Origin of the sequence: Desulfosporosinus youngiae DSM 17734 (assembly GCF_000244895.1) — a bacterium.
Lineage (GTDB): Bacteria > Bacillota > Desulfitobacteriia > Desulfitobacteriales > Desulfitobacteriaceae > Desulfosporosinus > Desulfosporosinus youngiae.
Genome location: NZ_CM001441.1, coordinates 1195319 through 1211308, shown reverse-complemented (window position 1 = coordinate 1211308; position 15990 = coordinate 1195319). Strand labels below are relative to the sequence as shown.

At 44.0% G+C, this 15990-nt stretch carries 17 protein-coding genes; all 17 read right to left on the bottom strand.

Translation table 11 applies throughout. The features are described from left to right. Window positions 1-42: 42 nt before the first annotated feature. The gene (nirJ1, locus tag DESYODRAFT_RS05915) at window positions 43-1215 is read right to left on the bottom strand and encodes a putative heme d1 biosynthesis radical SAM protein NirJ1 (protein WP_007780686.1); all 1173 of its coding nucleotides are present in this window, start codon (window positions 1213-1215) and stop codon (window positions 43-45) included. Between the two features lie 4 nt (window positions 1216-1219). Beyond that, window positions 1220-2725 (bottom strand): uroporphyrinogen-III C-methyltransferase, encoded by a 1506-nt coding sequence (cobA, locus tag DESYODRAFT_RS05910; RefSeq protein WP_042338263.1) that lies wholly within the window; start codon window positions 2723-2725, stop codon window positions 1220-1222. Window positions 2726-2796: 71 nt separating this feature from the next. Next, window positions 2797-3708 carry a hydroxymethylbilane synthase gene (gene hemC, locus DESYODRAFT_RS05905; protein ID WP_007780681.1) on the bottom strand — a complete coding sequence of 304 codons (912 nt, stop codon included), beginning with the start codon at window positions 3706-3708 and terminating at the stop codon, window positions 2797-2799. Then, the gene (hemA, locus tag DESYODRAFT_RS05900; protein ID WP_007780679.1) at window positions 3705-5042 is read right to left on the bottom strand and encodes a glutamyl-tRNA reductase; all 1338 of its coding nucleotides are present in this window, start codon (window positions 5040-5042) and stop codon (window positions 3705-3707) included. The genes hemC and hemA overlap by 4 nt, the downstream gene beginning before the upstream one ends. Next, complete coding sequence (locus tag DESYODRAFT_RS05895) at window positions 5018-5656, bottom strand: precorrin-2 dehydrogenase/sirohydrochlorin ferrochelatase family protein (protein WP_007780675.1); 639 nt, start codon at window positions 5654-5656, stop codon at window positions 5018-5020. The genes hemA and DESYODRAFT_RS05895 overlap by 25 nt, the downstream gene beginning before the upstream one ends. 103 nt (window positions 5657-5759) lie before the next feature. Further along, window positions 5760-6635: a c-type cytochrome biogenesis protein CcsB gene (gene ccsB, locus DESYODRAFT_RS05890; RefSeq protein ID WP_007780673.1), complete on the bottom strand. Its 876-nt coding sequence runs from the start codon at window positions 6633-6635 to the stop codon at window positions 5760-5762. Between the two features lie 44 nt (window positions 6636-6679). Next, entirely contained in the window at window positions 6680-7969 is a 1290-nt protein-coding gene (locus DESYODRAFT_RS05885; protein ID WP_007780671.1) for a cytochrome c biogenesis ResB family protein, read from the bottom strand. Window positions 7970-8067: 98 nt separating this feature from the next. After that, on the bottom strand, window positions 8068-8670 hold the full coding sequence (locus DESYODRAFT_RS05880) for a TetR/AcrR family transcriptional regulator (RefSeq protein WP_007780669.1): 603 nt from the start codon (window positions 8668-8670) through the stop codon (window positions 8068-8070). A gap of 220 nt (window positions 8671-8890) precedes the next feature. Further along, a complete protein-coding gene (locus DESYODRAFT_RS05875; protein ID WP_007780667.1) occupies window positions 8891-9859 on the bottom strand; it encodes a polyprenyl synthetase family protein in 969 nt (322 codons plus the stop codon). A gap of 7 nt (window positions 9860-9866) precedes the next feature. Next, window positions 9867-10229: a Sec-independent protein translocase subunit TatA/TatB gene (locus tag DESYODRAFT_RS05870; protein WP_007780666.1), complete on the bottom strand. Its 363-nt coding sequence runs from the start codon at window positions 10227-10229 to the stop codon at window positions 9867-9869. Between the two features lie 18 nt (window positions 10230-10247). Next, on the bottom strand, window positions 10248-11015 hold the full coding sequence (gene tatC, locus DESYODRAFT_RS05865; RefSeq protein WP_007780664.1) for a twin-arginine translocase subunit TatC: 768 nt from the start codon (window positions 11013-11015) through the stop codon (window positions 10248-10250). Between the two features lie 4 nt (window positions 11016-11019). Then, on the bottom strand, window positions 11020-12102 hold the full coding sequence (mqnC, locus tag DESYODRAFT_RS05860; protein ID WP_007780661.1) for a cyclic dehypoxanthinyl futalosine synthase: 1083 nt from the start codon (window positions 12100-12102) through the stop codon (window positions 11020-11022). Window positions 12103-12127: 25 nt separating this feature from the next. Further along, window positions 12128-12826 carry a hypothetical protein gene (locus DESYODRAFT_RS05855; protein ID WP_007780659.1) on the bottom strand — a complete coding sequence of 233 codons (699 nt, stop codon included), beginning with the start codon at window positions 12824-12826 and terminating at the stop codon, window positions 12128-12130. Window positions 12827-12845: 19 nt separating this feature from the next. Next, window positions 12846-13700, bottom strand: coding sequence for a UbiA-like polyprenyltransferase (locus tag DESYODRAFT_RS05850; RefSeq protein ID WP_007780655.1), 855 nt, complete (start codon window positions 13698-13700; stop codon window positions 12846-12848). Window positions 13701-13715: 15 nt separating this feature from the next. Further along, window positions 13716-14483, bottom strand: coding sequence for a polyprenyl synthetase family protein (locus DESYODRAFT_RS05845; RefSeq protein WP_007780652.1), 768 nt, complete (start codon window positions 14481-14483; stop codon window positions 13716-13718). A gap of 259 nt (window positions 14484-14742) precedes the next feature. Next, on the bottom strand, window positions 14743-15120 hold the full coding sequence (speD, locus tag DESYODRAFT_RS05840; protein WP_007780649.1) for an adenosylmethionine decarboxylase: 378 nt from the start codon (window positions 15118-15120) through the stop codon (window positions 14743-14745). 255 nt (window positions 15121-15375) lie between these two features. Beyond that, complete coding sequence (cobC, locus tag DESYODRAFT_RS05835) at window positions 15376-15981, bottom strand: alpha-ribazole phosphatase (RefSeq protein WP_007780647.1); 606 nt, start codon at window positions 15979-15981, stop codon at window positions 15376-15378. Between the last annotated feature and the right edge of the window lie 9 nt (window positions 15982-15990).

The following is a 15990-nucleotide window of genomic DNA, read 5'->3' as shown; positions in this document are numbered from 1 at the left end:
GACCTCCTCTGATAATCATGCAGGTTTGCAGACAATTCTTTGCTATAGCCCGATCTCCTGATCTGTCAAATAACAAGCGGGATCAGACTCCCAATAATCTCCGGTCACAGCTTCCGCACGGGTCCGGAAATTACCGTTGCACATGCTTAGGTATTGACATGATGCACAACGTCCTTTAAGCAGACCTTTACGATCTTTCAGACCAGCCAAGGTAGGATGGGTCAGATCCTTCCAAATCTCTCCAAATTTTCTCTCCCGGACATTGCCAAAGGTGATGTGCTGGGTAAATTGGTCAGGGTGTACGTTCCCCAAGGGATCCACTTCGCCAAAGGCTATGCCGGAACGATTTCCGCCGTTTAGTCCAATCAGATTCTTAATCCGTTCGGCCCTTGCAGGATCTTCATTCAGAGCCAGCAGATACATGTAAACCCCATCACAATGATTATCCACCGTCAGGATTTCCTTCTTTAGTCCACGTTCTTCGAAATCCCGAGTCCGCCGGATGATGGTATCCATTGCCCGACGGGATTCTTCAGGGGTCACATCCTCCGCAATCATCTGGCTGCCTCGGCCGGAATAAACCAAATGGTAGAAACAAACCCGATCAATATTTTCTGCTTCGATAAAATCAAAAATGTTATCCAATTCTTGCAGATTATGATGATTAATGGTAAAGCGCAGCCCTACCCGTTGATTAACAGCAACACAATTTTGGATTCCTTCCATTGCTGCCTTAAAAGCGCCCTCTTTCCCCCGGAATTTGTCATTAACATCCTGGAGTCCGTCCAGTGAAATACCCACATAGCCGACTCCGATTTCTTTAATCCTCCTGGCCACATCAGGCGTAATCAACGTACCATTGGTCGAAAGGGTTGCTCGTAAACCTTTGGCTGTTGCATATTCAGCTAATTCAAAGAAGTCAGGACGAATCAAAGGTTCGCCGCCGGAGAAAAGAAGCACCGGAACTCGAAACTCAGCCAGATCATCAATAAAGCGCTTGGCTTCGACCGTTGTCAGTTCATCCTGATATTTTTGGGCATCCGATTCCATATAACAATGGGCACATTTTAAGTTGCAGGTACGAGTCGAATTCCATACAACCACCGGTCCGGAACCTACGGTTGTCCCATTCTGAGACCCCAGCGAATGTTTGCTGTAACGGAGAGAGTCTCCGAAGTATTCCGTATCAAATAAGAGCTTTGTGACACTTATCATACTCTCATCCCTCCAATAAGGCTTTGACTAATCCCTGGATCGTATATTCATTTGCCTCTTTATAGATCGTCAGACCCAGTTTTCGAGCAGTGGCACTGGTAATAGGCCCGATGGAATAGAGCGAAACACCTTCCAGTAAAGAGATTTCTCCATCTAATAGCTCTACAAAATTACGCACTGTCGAAGAACTTGTAAATGTGACCCTATGAATTTCCTTCTCACGAAGCATACGCTGCAATTCTCCACGATTGGCATCTCCCAGAACCGTCCTGTAAAACGGGACATCCCAAACATCAAGCCCCATGGCCTTGAGAGATTCGGGCAAAACATCTCTGGCTTCTTCTGCCCTGGCCAGTAATACCTTTTGACCGGAAGATACCCGGCCCGCAAGGCCTTCCACTATACTCTCTGCTTTATATTCATCCGGAACATAGGCAGCCCGAAGTCCTCTTTTCTCAATTGCGGCTTGAGTAGCCGGCCCGATGGCAACGATCTCCAGACCAACTAAAGAGCGAACATCCCGCTCTTGAATGCTAAGCTCTTCGAAAAACGCCTCAACCCCGTTAACACTGGTAAAAATCAGCCAATTAAAATATTGTAAATTATTCAAAGCTTTAAGCAAATAGGCATTATCCGAGGGCGGAGCAATTTCAATCGTCGGAAACTCCCATGCCTCTCCGCCCAAAGCTTCAATCTCCTGTGTCAGCACGCTCGCCTGGTGACGAGCACGAGTGACCACTATCCTTTGCCCGAATAAGGGCTTCTTTTCGAACCATTTAAGCTTTTCTCTCAGTGAGACAACCTCCCCGACGATAATAATCGAAGGGTTGGTGAATTTCTGTTTTTTGACCTCTTCAGCAATAGTGTCCAGTTGCCCAACCAGAGCTCGCTGTTCAGGTCTGGTGCCCCATTGAATGATACCCACTGGGGTGGTTGGCTTTTTCCCATTTTCCATCAGTTTTTGCGCAATCAGAGGGAGGTTTTCCATACCCATGAGGAAGACAAGGGTTCCATGAGACCCGGCAAGGTGGTCCCAATGTATGCTGGTTTCATTCTTAGTAGGGTCTTCGTGGCCTGTTATAACTGCGAACGAAGAGGTCAGATCCCGATGGGTTACGGGAATACCGGCATAGGCTGGAACAGCAATAGCCGAAGTAATACCTGGCACCACTTCAAACTGAATCCCAGCTTTAAGCAAAGCTTCCGCTTCCTCTCCCCCCCGGCCAAAAACAAAGGGATCCCCCCCCTTGAGACGGGTGACTATTTTTCCTTCAAGCCCCTTATCCACGAGGACTTGGTTAATTTCATCTTGTTTTAGGGTGTGGCGATCCGGAGATTTACCCACATAAATGAGTTCACAATCGGGCCGGGCTAAGGTCAGGAGACGCCGCGAAGCTAACCGATCATAGACTAAAACATCTGCTTTAGCAATACATTCCGACCCTTTAACCGTTATCAACTTAGGGTCTCCAGGACCAGCACCCACTAAATATACATATCCCTTACTCAACATGAACACTCCTATCATCTTACCATTCAAATCCCAGACTTCGCGTTTACAAACGTGAATTTCTAAATTTCTTATCGTATTTCCGCTAATATCGAGGCGGCACCCAGGTCAATCAGACGATCAGCAACCTCAATGCCCACTGTTTCGGGATCAGTCCCTTTAGCCTCAGCCTTAATAAGGCGAAGCCCATCCAAGCTCGCCACCATTCCCCGAAGAACGATCTGCCCGTCTGCCACTTGTCCTAAAGCACCAATGGGGACTTGGCAGCCTCCTTCAAGTTTGCGCATTAATGTACGCTCTGCATGCACCGCTTGTTCTGTCGGAGTATGGTTTAGACGAGACAACAACTCTGCAATATCTGAACGTTTCTCATCAATTTCCACCGCTATTGACCCTTGCCCGACCGCTGACAGCATGATATCTTCCGGCAGAATCTGAGTGATCCGTTCTTCCCACCCTAACCGTTTAACACCGGCGGCTGCAAGGACAATGCCGGCCATATCAGACTCTTGCAGCTTTCTCCAGCGGGTTTGAAGATTTCCCCTCAAATCCATAAAGCTGAGATCAGGACGATAATGTTTAAGTTGTGATTTCCTGCGCAAGCTGCTTGTGCCGATGATCGCTCCTGAAGGTAAATCCTCGATCCGGACCCCGTTTTTGCTGAGAAAAACGTCCCGGGGCTCCTCCCTCTCACAAAAAGCACTTATGATTAATCCGGGAGGCAATAATGTCGGCATGTCTTTAAGACTATGAACCGCCATATCAAGCTCATCATTCAGCAGACCCTGTTCCAGCTCCTTAGTAAACAATCCTTTATCTCCGATTTTAGATAAGGGAACATCGAGAATCTTATCGCCCTTGGTTTTCATTGAGACAAGCTCAAAGTTGAGATCGGGATAAAGCTTAGTTAGTTGACTTTGTACCCACTCGGCTTGCCACATTGCTAATTGGCTGTCCCGAGTTCCTATGCGGATGTTCTTCATTCAGCCCTCCTATGAAACCCTTGCTCCTGGGATTTTTTTACGATCAGACTCGGGCGTGTGCCCGCTTCATTCACATCTAAATCAAATAGATTTTGCAATATTTCTGTATAGAGATGCCCTTGGCTGGTATTGGCATACTCTTTAAGATTAACAATTGGCAAATGCAAGAGATGATTAACAATAGAATTGGCCATAGATCGTATTGCTTTTTCCTGCTTAGGTGTTAACCCTGATAAATGCTCCAGGGCACGCTTTACCTGGAGATCTCGAATTTGCTCTCCTTTTTCTTGTAAAGCTAAGATCGTTGGGATAACAAATAATGAATTATGCCATTTAAGAAATAAGTCCATTTCTTCATCGATAATTTTCTCGGCTTGGACGGCTGCCAGCTCACGTTCTTGATGATGGCGGTCGACAACACCTCGCAAATCATCAATGTCAAATAAGGTGATCTGTGGTATCCGCCCTACATCAGGATGAATATCCCGGGGTACAGCTATGTCAATCAAGAGCATCGGGCGATTCTTCCGCTTCTCCATAATTCTCTGCATGCGTTCCGGCATCAACACAAAACGTTTGGCGGCGGTTGCAGAAATGACAATATCCACTTCCTCTAAATATTGATCAACATCATCAAGCCGTACCGCGCGGCCACAACATTCCTGTGCTAATAGAACGGCTTTTTCATACGAACGATTGGATACCAAAACCGTAGTAGCCCCAGCCGAAACCAAGTATTTTGCTGTCAGAGTACTCATTTCCCCTGCGCCCATAATTAAAATTCCTTTACCTTGGAGTTCTCCGAATTGTTGTTTCGCAAGCTCTACGGCTGTATAACTGATGGAGACAGGATGCTGGTCGATCAAAGTCTGTGTTCGTACCCGTTTACCCACTGCTAAGGCATTTTGAAAAAGCACATTGATTACCTTGTTGGTAACCCCGGCATCGTTAGCTTGTTGATAAGCAGTGCTAACCTGGCCAAGGATTTGAGTTTCTCCCCGGACCATGGAATCCAGCCCGGATACTACACGGTATAAATGGCGGACGGCATCATATAAGGTATGTGCATATAAGTAGTTCTCAAGTATGGTTTCCTCCAGCCCGTGATGACTGGCAAAAAACCCTTTAATTGAGCGGATCCCTGTTTCTACATCCGTTGTGGCGGCATAGATCTCCGTACGATTACAGGTACTGAGAATCACAGCCCCCAGAATTCCAGGGCAATCTCTTAGTTCTTTAAGAGCCTTCTGCATTTGAGAAGGGTGAAAACTCATTTTTTCCCGTATTTCTACAGGTGCGCTCCGATGATTTAATCCAATAGCGACAGGAAACACGTTTCTACCACTCCTTTCGCTTCGGTTAAGCGCTGGGCTTTGATAAGTTCTCTGACTTCGCCATCTGTCGCCCGGTTCCAAAAGACACTGCGTTTTTCAGGCGGCAATTCGGATTTAGCTTTAGTTCTCCATTCTTTGAGTAAGGTTAGATAGTCGGCCATTTCAGAGCCGTATAAGTTTTCTAACTCCGCTCGCACTTGACGCGCTACAATGGGGCTGCTTCCTCCTGTCGAGACGGCGATTTTAAGATCTCCTTGTTCCATAATGGAGGGTACTATAAAACTACATTTTTCCGGATCATCAACGACATTCACCAATCGATAATGAGCTTTGGCATCCCGTGACACTTGGGCATTAACTGTCTCGATCTCTGTACATGAAAAGACCAGCATAGCATCCTGAATATCGTCTGAGGAATATTCTTTTTCGATCCAGAGACATGTTTTTCCATCAATCAGTGTCTGAAGTTCCGGATCGAGACGAGGGGAGACAATGCGCACCAGGGCTCCATGATCCAAGAGCGTCTGAACTTTGCGCAAAGCTACATTTCCTCCACCGACGACCAAAACCGGCAGAGTGTTCAAGCCTATAAATATCGGATAATACTGCGACATAAACTCTAGTCACCTTCTCTAGCTTTTCTCTAGCCTTAAATTCGGCTTATTTAGACATTTTACCTGCAAAATCTTCAATCTTTAATTATCTACGTGAGAATAGTTAGACGAACCTGATTAATTGACTGCTGGCATAAGAATGCAAGCCTGGTAAAAAGTAATTCACTCCAAAGAACGTGAACAAAACTGCTGCGAAACCAAAGACGGTCATCCACGCCGCCCTCTTCCCCTTCCATCCATACATTAACCTGGCATGTAAATAAGCCGCGTAAATAATCCAGGTAATCAGTGACCAGGTCTCTTTAGGGTCCCATGACCAATATGTACCCCATGCGTAATTTGCCCAAATTGCACCTGTAATGATGCAAAGGGTTAGGAGTGGAAAAGCGAAACCAATGACTTTATACGACAGCTCATCAATTATTTCTAAAGCAGGGAAACGAGAGATAATTCCTTGTGAATTGGATTTCTCGTTTCCTTTGCCCAATTTTAGCAGATACATAATTCCTAATCCGAAGGATATGGCAAAAGCTCCGTAGGCTAATGTCGCGGTCAAGACGTGAAAGGTCAGCCATTTACTTTTAAGTGCCGGCGGAATCGCTTGAGCAATTCGTTCCTCCGGACCCATGCTCATTATAATAAACATCAAAATCATAAAGGCAATAGGCATGACAAATCCGCCAAGAGATCTTAACTTATAGCGATACTCTATAAACAGATAAACTAAGGTAATCCCCCAGACAAACGTCAATAAAAACTCATAGGAATTGGAAAGCGGCGGACGCCCTGCTATAATCATCCGCAGGATGATGGCCGCAGTGTTGGCAATTAAGCCAACAATGACAAGATACGTAGCAAATTGACCTATTAGTTCTTTTTTGGTACCCATCCAAATCCAATAAAATATCATACACAAAGTGTAAGCCATTAACATGACATAGAATGATGAAGTTTCAAGATTTTGTAATCCTTGATCCAACGTACTGATCCTCCCTTATATTCTCATCAGGATTTAAGTCTGAGCTATTTAGCCTGAATATCCTGAATCAAATCATCAAACTCTTGCTTGGCTCCACCTGCTGTTTTTCCGGCCATAGCCCCCATTGTCAGCTGACCGGATTCGAAAACACCTGACACAACCATCGTACGCCAATAAAATGATAGGAGCAGTCCTAACAACAATAAAGCACACCCTGTCCAAACGACAATAACTCCCGGGTCTTGTTTGACTTGTAATCCGGTAAATCCGGCATTACCGTCCAGGGTTAACTTATACTCACCCTGAATGTCAATGGTTTCCCCAGCACTGATTTGCCCTGTTTGTACAGGTTGGACCCCTTTTCCTTTATAGACTCTATAAAGCATCATGGGCTTCTGCGGGTCGCTCCTAATTGCTTCGGCAATCAGATAGAGATCTGTACCTGGCGCTTGAAAGTAATTTCCGCCGTGATCTTGTAGAACCACAGGGATCTTTTGATCTTTGATGTCAACAGTTAGACGAGCACCATTGGCAAAACTTGACTGATAAAATGTCACGCCTTTGTATTTGAGGGGATGATTAACTGAGATTGTTTGACGGGTTATTTCCTGTCCATTTTCAATAATACTCATATCCGTATACCAATTGTCCCGTTCTCCATTGGCTAAAATCCGGTCCTCAGCAGAATAGATATGTACGCTGAAATCTTGTTTAACCGTTCCTTTTGATACATTGATCGAGCTTATAGGTATGGTTGTCCCAGCACCGACCATAAAGAAACCCTTAAAGCCCATAGTTGTTCCCATGATCGCTCCGATTACTAAAACAACAAACGAAATATGAGAAATAAGTGACCCCCAATTTCCCCACCGTCTTTTGATCGCTATGAAACTCCAGCCTTTGTCTCCGACTGTTGTTGTAACCTTGAATCCCTTTCTTTTCAGCACATTTTGCACAGACGTCTTTAGAGACTCACTCTCGCCAGGGATTGTTGTTCTAATTTTATTAGGCACTGATGAAACGGTCTCAGGAGATTTAAGAGCAAAGGTTCTATTGTAGATTCCCTGAAAACGCTGTAAACTGCAAACGATTAAATTAATGCAAAGCAGACCTAATAACAAGCGAAACCAGATTGTACTATAGACTTGGGTAAAGCCAAGCATTTGCCAGAACTGTCCTACAGCTTTGGCTTTCTCAGGTTCTATGTTCGCTTGAGGAAACACAGTTCCCAAACCTGAGGCAAGAGCTACTAGTCCCAATAACACAAGACCTAACTTCATTGAGCTGAAAACGCGCCATATATCTTCCACAATGCCCTCGCGCTGTTCCTCCACTAAATCCCCTCTTTTCTGACAATGTCCATGATTATTATGGAAAACCAAGCAAATGTTTCAATCGGTTTATTATACCCCAAAAAGAGTTGTATATGAAGTTAGGCGAGGGCAGAGGGGTTAGTAACACCTTCTATCAGCAAAGAATGTTTGAAATTGATATTGTCCATAAAGGAAATTTTCAGATCGCTGCTCATTGTGGACTTAAGAATAGCAGAAAACATCTCATTGATAATTTCAGGAGGAATATCTCGTCTGAACTCGTTTTTGTTTTGCCCTTCTACAATAATACTCGCTAAAATCTCCATAAATCGATCTCCATGGGGCGGTTCTTTATCCACTTTATCCGAATTATGGTAAAACTTCATATATAACCCTATCAGCTGCCGGTTCTCGCCATGGGTCTTGCCAATAACTTGCAGGATTTTGGATAGCTTTTGGGTTGAATTTAAGGTTGATGCCTGTATATCTTCACATGTTTGACTTGCCCTGTCTATTCTTTCAGCAAGGCAGTATTTTAAAATAGCTTCTTTGGAGTCGAAGTAATTATAAAAAGTACCTGTTCCAAGAGCCGCATTTTCCATTATTTCCGCAATAGTGGTTTCATTGAAACCTTTGCTGAAAAATAATTTGAGAGCTATTTCTGCTATCGTCTTTCTTGTCTGCAGTTTCTTTTTCTCGCGCCTGCTTATTTCCTGCGGCATAATGCCCCCCCTTCAGAGATTACAATGGTCAAACCAGCAAAAGTGAATCGCTTCACAATTATTATATTAACAGATACATAAGCTGTCAATAAAAAATGAATGCATTCATTTTTTATTCATAAGTTGTGCCGCAAAGCGGCATGTGGATCTGATAGTACCAAAAAGCCCTGCAGACGTGCCGCAGGGCCTAATTAATCCTTATGGACTTTCATGCTTTCTTCTAAAACTTGCGAGTCCGAATAAACTCAGCAAGTTCTTCCAAGGCTTTACGTGTCGGAATTCGGGGTAATTCTTGAAGATGTCTTTTAGCCTTGGCAATATATGAATCCACAAGCCGCATAGACTCATCAATCGCCCCGCTGGATTTTATTAATCCTATCGTCTCCCAGACTTCATCATCCGTTTTATCCATCTTCTTAAGCAACACCTTTAACCGAGAGGGCTCTGACGTTGATTTAAGCGCCAGGATCATAGGTAAAGTCATGATTCCCTGGTGCAAATCCCCTCCAATCGGCTTACCGAATTCGGAAGGCTTGGCTGTAATATCTAAAACATCATCGACAATTTGAAAGGCCATTCCCAATGAATGACCATACGCACCTAATGCCCAGACCTGACGCTTAGGAGCACCTGAAACCAATGCCCCTAATTTGCAGCAGGCAGAAATCAACAAGGCTGTTTTACGTTTGATTCGATAATAGTACTGTTTTAGTGTCTGCTCCACATCAAAGGAGCATTTTATTTGCTGAATCTCTCCTTGGCACATTTCAACACTGATCTCGGCTAAAATCCGTGCGACCTCCGGATGATCAATCTTAGAGATGAGAATCAGGGATTTAGCTAACAAATAATCCCCTGTTTCTACAGAAACGATATTACCCCATTTCGCTTTAACCGTGGCTCGTCCTCTTCTGGTCATCGAGGCATCCACCACATCATCATGAACTAGGGAAGACATATGAATAAGTTCTAAGGCCATCGCTACCGGCATTAAACGCTCTAAAGGATAGCCAAAAAATTTCCCGGCTAAAAGCGTAAAAGCCGGGCGCAATCGCTTACCACCTGCAGCCAATAAATGGACAGCAGAATCTTGGAGAATCGGATAGTCCGTCTCCACGAATTTAGTCAGTTCTTTTTCAACCCGTTGTAGATCTGAATTTATCTGATTAAAGAGCCAGAGTTGTTTCAAAACCGATTCACCTGCTCGCACCCTTTTCTTCATAAGATACCATATCTAATGGCAATTCCGCCAGTGGGTCTTTCGGAGCTTCATCTTCGTATGTCAGTAAATCCTCGTCCGATTTATGATCTTCCGCCTCATTTTCTGAGACATCTGTATCCTTCTCAGTACCACGTGACGAAGTAGTCTGTTCAAATGCTTTGTTCATAATATTAGTCGGAGCATCTATGGTACTTTTAAACTCTTTTGTCAGTTCGTTGGTCGCTTTGCGAATTTCAAAAACAAGTTTACCAATTGAACGAGCAATGACCGGCAAATCCTCTGGCCCAAACAAAATCAGTACAACAACCAGTATTAAGAGGATTTCACTCATACCCATGTTTTACTCCCCCTTTATTCACTTTAAAGCCAGCTCTTTTTCTCGACTGCGGGCGACAAGGTAGCCCAGCCAAATACTAATCTCATAGAGAAGATACATTGGCCCAGCCATGAGGAGCTGAGTCAGTAAATCCGGCGTTGGCGAAACTACGACCGCCAATATGACGATTGTAAGTATAGCCCAACGTCTCTTTGTAGCTAACGCCTGAGGGCTCAAAATGCCAATCCGAATTAAAACCAACAAAACAATGGGGAGTTGGAAGACCAAACCAAACGTCAGGAACATGGTCGCAAGAAAGCCAACGTAAGATGTTTTAGTCAATAATGGAGTATAGGAAGTTACAGCATCACCGCCAACAAAAAGCAAGAACTTAAGCCCAATCGGCAGTACAACGAAAAAACACAACCCGACTCCTGCCAGAAATAAAACGACTGAGCTGGGAAATATAAGATATAAGTATTTCCGTTCAGTTTGCTTTAAAGCGGGTAATACGAAACTCCAAATCTGCCAGACAACCACCGGAAGTGCCAGAACAATGCCAATAAGTAAAGAGACTTTAACCTTAACTAGCATCGGTTCCAAGGGGGTTGTCGTGATGAATCTGATTTCTTGTAGCTGGGTTACCGGAGCCGCGAGATAGGCAAAGACAAGATCACTAAAAAACCAACCGATAACGGTGCCTATTAATATTGCATAGGCCGATATAATCAGTACCTTACGTAAAGCTTTCAAGTGCTCCACTAAAGGTAAATTAGCTTCATCGAGCTGTCGCTTACGCCTGCGCATCCGCCTACACTTCCTTCCTGTACACCTTTAAATACTCGTAATGGGTATTGCGTTGCACAGCCTGGTAACCGGCATCCTCGATACAACGAATAATCTCCTGTAACGGGACACGAGTTTGAACACCGGCAGCTCGAACCACATTTTCTTCTAACATGGTACTCCCAAAATCATTTGCTCCAAAACTTAAGGCAACCTGAGCCATCTTGGCTCCTTGGGTGACCCATGATGCTTGGATATTGGACACATTGTCCAGCATCAAACGCGCAACGGCCAGTGTCCTCAGATACTCAACCCCTGTACTCCCTTCTCCGCCGAGCAATGTGTTCGTGGGAGCAAAGCTCCAGGGTATAAAGGCTGTAAACCCACCCGTCTGATCCTGAGCCTCCCGAACACGTACCATGTGTAAAATTCGTTCTTCAAAGGTTTCTACGTGCCCAAACATCATAGTGGCAGTCGTTTTCATCCCTTGCTTGTGTGCAGCTGTCATCACATCCATCCACTGCTGCCAACCAATTTTGTTCGGGCTGATCAGATGACGAACCCGATCATCTAAAATTTCTGCCCCTCCCCCTGGGATTGAATCTAAACCAGCGTTGCGAAGCCGAGTGATGACTTCTTCGATCGTTAATTCAGATTTGTTTGCCAGGTCCCAGATTTCAGGCGGACTGAAAGAGTGAATGTGAATTGGATAATGAGATTTAATCTCGCGCAGCAGGTTTTCAAAATACTCCAGATTCAAATCGGGATGCAGCCCTCCTTGGATCAAGAGTTGTGTTCCTCCGACCGCAATAGTTTCTTTAATTTTAGCATGTAATTCGTCCTGTGACAAAATATATCCTTCCGGATCATCCGGTTTACAGTAAAAAGCACAGAATTTACATTGACAGGAACAAACATTTGTGTAGTTAATATTTCGATCAATAACAAAGGTTACCACTTTTTCAGGATGCATCTGCCCTCTGACGAGATTTGCCCCTTGTCCTAAAGAAAGAAGATCAGCATTTTGCAGCAGTTTTATCCCATCAGAAACGGACAACCGCTCGCCTGCTAAACGTTTTTCAATGATCTTCAAAGTTTCCGTTTGCATGCACTTCTCCTCCTTCAAAATCTATTCACTGTTGCGGATACGATGGAGAATGGAGAATATCCCTCTCAACCGCATCTCGCCCTGCCTTTTGAATCAGGTGGATCAAGGCACGCTTACTCAACATTCGATTTGACTCAGTTCCCGGCATAGAACTGCTTGGTCCCTCCAAAACTGTGCCATCTAAGTCATCGACTCCAAAGGATAAGGAAACTTGAGCCAATTTAGGACCCAGCAGAAACCAAAATGCTTTAATATGGGCAAAATTATCAAGTAGAATTCGTGAAATTGCCAACATTTTCAGATCGTCATAACCCGTTGTATTTACAACCCCCATAGTTCCTTCCAATTTCTCATCCTTAGATAAAAAAGGAATTGGGCTGAAGGTAAGATATTCATTGTTCTGCTCTTGAGTCGTTCGTAATTCTACCAAACGGGTAATCCGTTCCTCTAAGGAGTCCTGATTCCCGTAGACTATGGTGGCCATAGAGTGCTTTTCAGTTTCTTCAAAGGAAGCACTAATATCCGCATAATTAATGGGCCGATTGACTATAAAATAAGTTTGATTGCCATTTTTACGTTCGCGTACGAGATTAGCCATATAGCCGAGTGTCAGAATCTCTTGACTCTTGATCAGGCGCAGACCTTCATCGACGTCTAATCGTTGGCCTTTTTCGACTTTGTCGATCAGATCCCATAGTTCGCTTTGCGCAAACAGTGAGGGCATATCTACCCCTCCTTTAATATCAGTTCAATAAAATCAAATCCAAAACCGAAAAGACAAAAAGCAAGATGCTTAAATAACCATTGAGGTCAAAGAAAGCAACTCCAAGCTTTGATAAGTCATTTGCTGAAACAAGGCGATGCTGGCGAAAAAGTAACACAATAGCTACCGCAACACCCACATAATAGAGCCAACTCATAGACATGACCACACCGACAGCAATAAAGAAAAGGGGAGCGATAATATGCAGAAACGCCGAAATCTCTAAGCCCCTTTGAACTCCAAAAACAGCCGGTATGGAGTGCAATCCTTCTTGACGGTCAAACTCTACATCTTGACAGGCATAAACAACATCAAAACCGGCAACCCAAGTCATGACCCCCAACCCTAAAAGAACAGGCGCTAAAGCCCAATGACCCGTTACCCCAATCCAGGCACCTGCCGGCGCCAAGCCCAATGAAATCCCTAACACTAAATGACAGGCCCACGTAAACCGTTTCGTATAAGAATATAAGACCAGGAAAAAAACCGCGATCGGCATCAGCCATAAAGCCAAGAGGTTAAGTTGATAAGCTGAGAAACCCAATAATAGAAAGGATAGTACAGTATATACGTATACTTCTTTTACTCTTAACTGGCCCGCCGGCAAAGCTCTCTGCGCCGTTCGGGGATTACGCGCATCAATATGCCGGTCAATCAGACGATTTAAAGACATTGCAGCCGTTCTGGCTCCTACCATAGCCAGAGTTATCCAAAGAAGTTTCATAGCAGGCGGAACACCGTTGGCAGCTAAGAAACCTCCTAAATAAGCAAAGGGCAAGGCGAAAATTGTATGTTCTAATTTAATCATTTCGAAGAACACTTTTAGTTTATACATAATCCACCCCGTTCATTACGATCCCATAGTTTGCAGATTGTAATCCGTACTCAGTTCCTTAGCCAGATATTGATAAACTTCACGGAGAGGATGTATTTCAATTTGTGATTCACCGGAAATATCATCTAAGATATCATCTGCCCGCTGAAGAATTGACGTCACAATGCTATTCTCCATACGTTCCTTCCAGGCACCCCAAGCTAATCCCATTTCCCAGCCAAAAGACTCCAGCTTCTTCTGCAAAGGAAGTGAGACACCTGCCAGTTCCGCACTAAGTCGAGCCGCTGCCCCAGTTAAAGATGCACTCTCAAGTTCAATAATTTGAAGCAATTGATCTCTGCTTAATTCCTTATCACGAGAAAGCCAACGCGAAATCCCCCCTTGACTCATCGTTCCCATAACTTGAGCCAGCGGGGCTAAAAAAAGCAGTAGTTTCTGACGACAAAGCTCCAGAAAAAACTTTCCATACAGTAAGTCTCCGACGAGCACTGGAAACTGTCTTAGTTCTTCAGCAAGATCAGCTTCATCTTTCATGAGCCGATGAACTTTATTAGCCATAAACATAAACTGAATAATGCCGGCCAAGGCTTCTGATTTGCAGTCATGATGCGAACATGACCCACTTACGGCTAAGACAATAGCTGGATTAAGGGTTTTATCAAGATCGTTCATCTCCAGACGGACTAATTCATCAAAACTAGCGGGCTTTAAGTTAATTTCTTCGCGCAAATGCGCCTGTACAGCATTCAGTTTCCCATGAAAGCTGAAATCTACCGGAACCATCTTATCGCTCCTTGCCTTCCATTCAGGACATTAACCTATTATGTATTCGATATATTTGTCCAAACTCCTTCCCTTTTTATGCAATATACTCTGATAATATGACATTATTATTCATAGAATATGTACATTACCCCGAAAAAATAAATAGACCCTGCAACTTAATTCAAAAGTTACAAGGTCTATTCATTACCCGTAATAAAGAATAACCTGTCTTCTTCATCCGTACTTGACTTAGTCCGGAGTAAAATAAATATCCCTCCTATAAATTTACCGCTTCCTTTGATTCGTCAACAATACCACGCTTCATTTCCGTCGCTGTCATATGCCCTGCTTCAAAATGGTCGGTTAAATAATTGCAGGCATCCCAGGGATTGACACTGTCCCCGCACGTGAAGACGTCTACTGCCGCGTATCCGAGTTCTGGCCACGTATGGATGGCTAGGTGTGATTCAGAAATCACTACAACCCCGCTCACCCCTTGAGGACTAAACTTATGGAATACTACCTCACGAACCTCGGCACCAGCTTCCAGAGCTGCGTTGACCATCAGTGCTTCGACCTTCTCACGATCATTTAAAATGTCGAAACTGCACCCATAGATTTCAGCCAACACATGACGTCCAAGAGAATTTGCCAATTGTGATCTTTGCCCCCTTTTCAACTAAAAAAACATATGGAATCTGGGCCGGATGATTATTTCCCCCGGTGACTCCCAAATTTCCATCACGTTAAATTTTAGCATAAAGTACCGTCTTGTCAATATGATTTTATCTTATATCGTATTATTCTACTCCGCGTTACTCCGAGATGTGTAGCCTTTTTTTTACGCTCCCAATAACAAGACATGAGAAGGCATGTTGACTTTAAAGATGAAAATTCCCTGGATCTAGCTTCACACGTTATAATTATAATTTAGATAGTTCACACGATACTCGGAACCTTTCAGACTGATTAGATTTACACAACCATAACTTTGTTCAATACGAAAGACGTACTCTAAAGGTATCCCCAGAACATGGCATAGAATAACTCTGTTTATGCCGGCATGTCCTATAATTAATAAGGTAGATTGACCAGATTGTATAAGACTATCAAAGAAAGGGATTACTCTTCGGGAACAGTCAGAAAAGCTTTCTCCCTGCGGAGAGTGAAACTTTGCAATAGTTCTGCCGCGTTCTTGGTATTGTTCAGGAAACTTAAGTTTAATTTCGGAAAACAATCTTCCCTCCCAATCACCCATATATAATTCTCGCAATTCCGCATGAACAGCAGGAATGATCTGATGATTCAACGCGATGATTTCAGCCGTTTGCTTAGCTCTCTCTAAATCACTGCAATAGATGTTGTCTAAGGGTACGCGGCCAAACATCTCCTTCAACAGGATAGCCTGTTTCTTCCCTAGGTCGCTTAAAGGCAGGTCCGATTGACCGATATAGCGTTTTTCTCTTCCTAAACCTATATCGCCGTGCCTAACTAAATAGATAAGTTTTTCATCCATTGTTCTGTG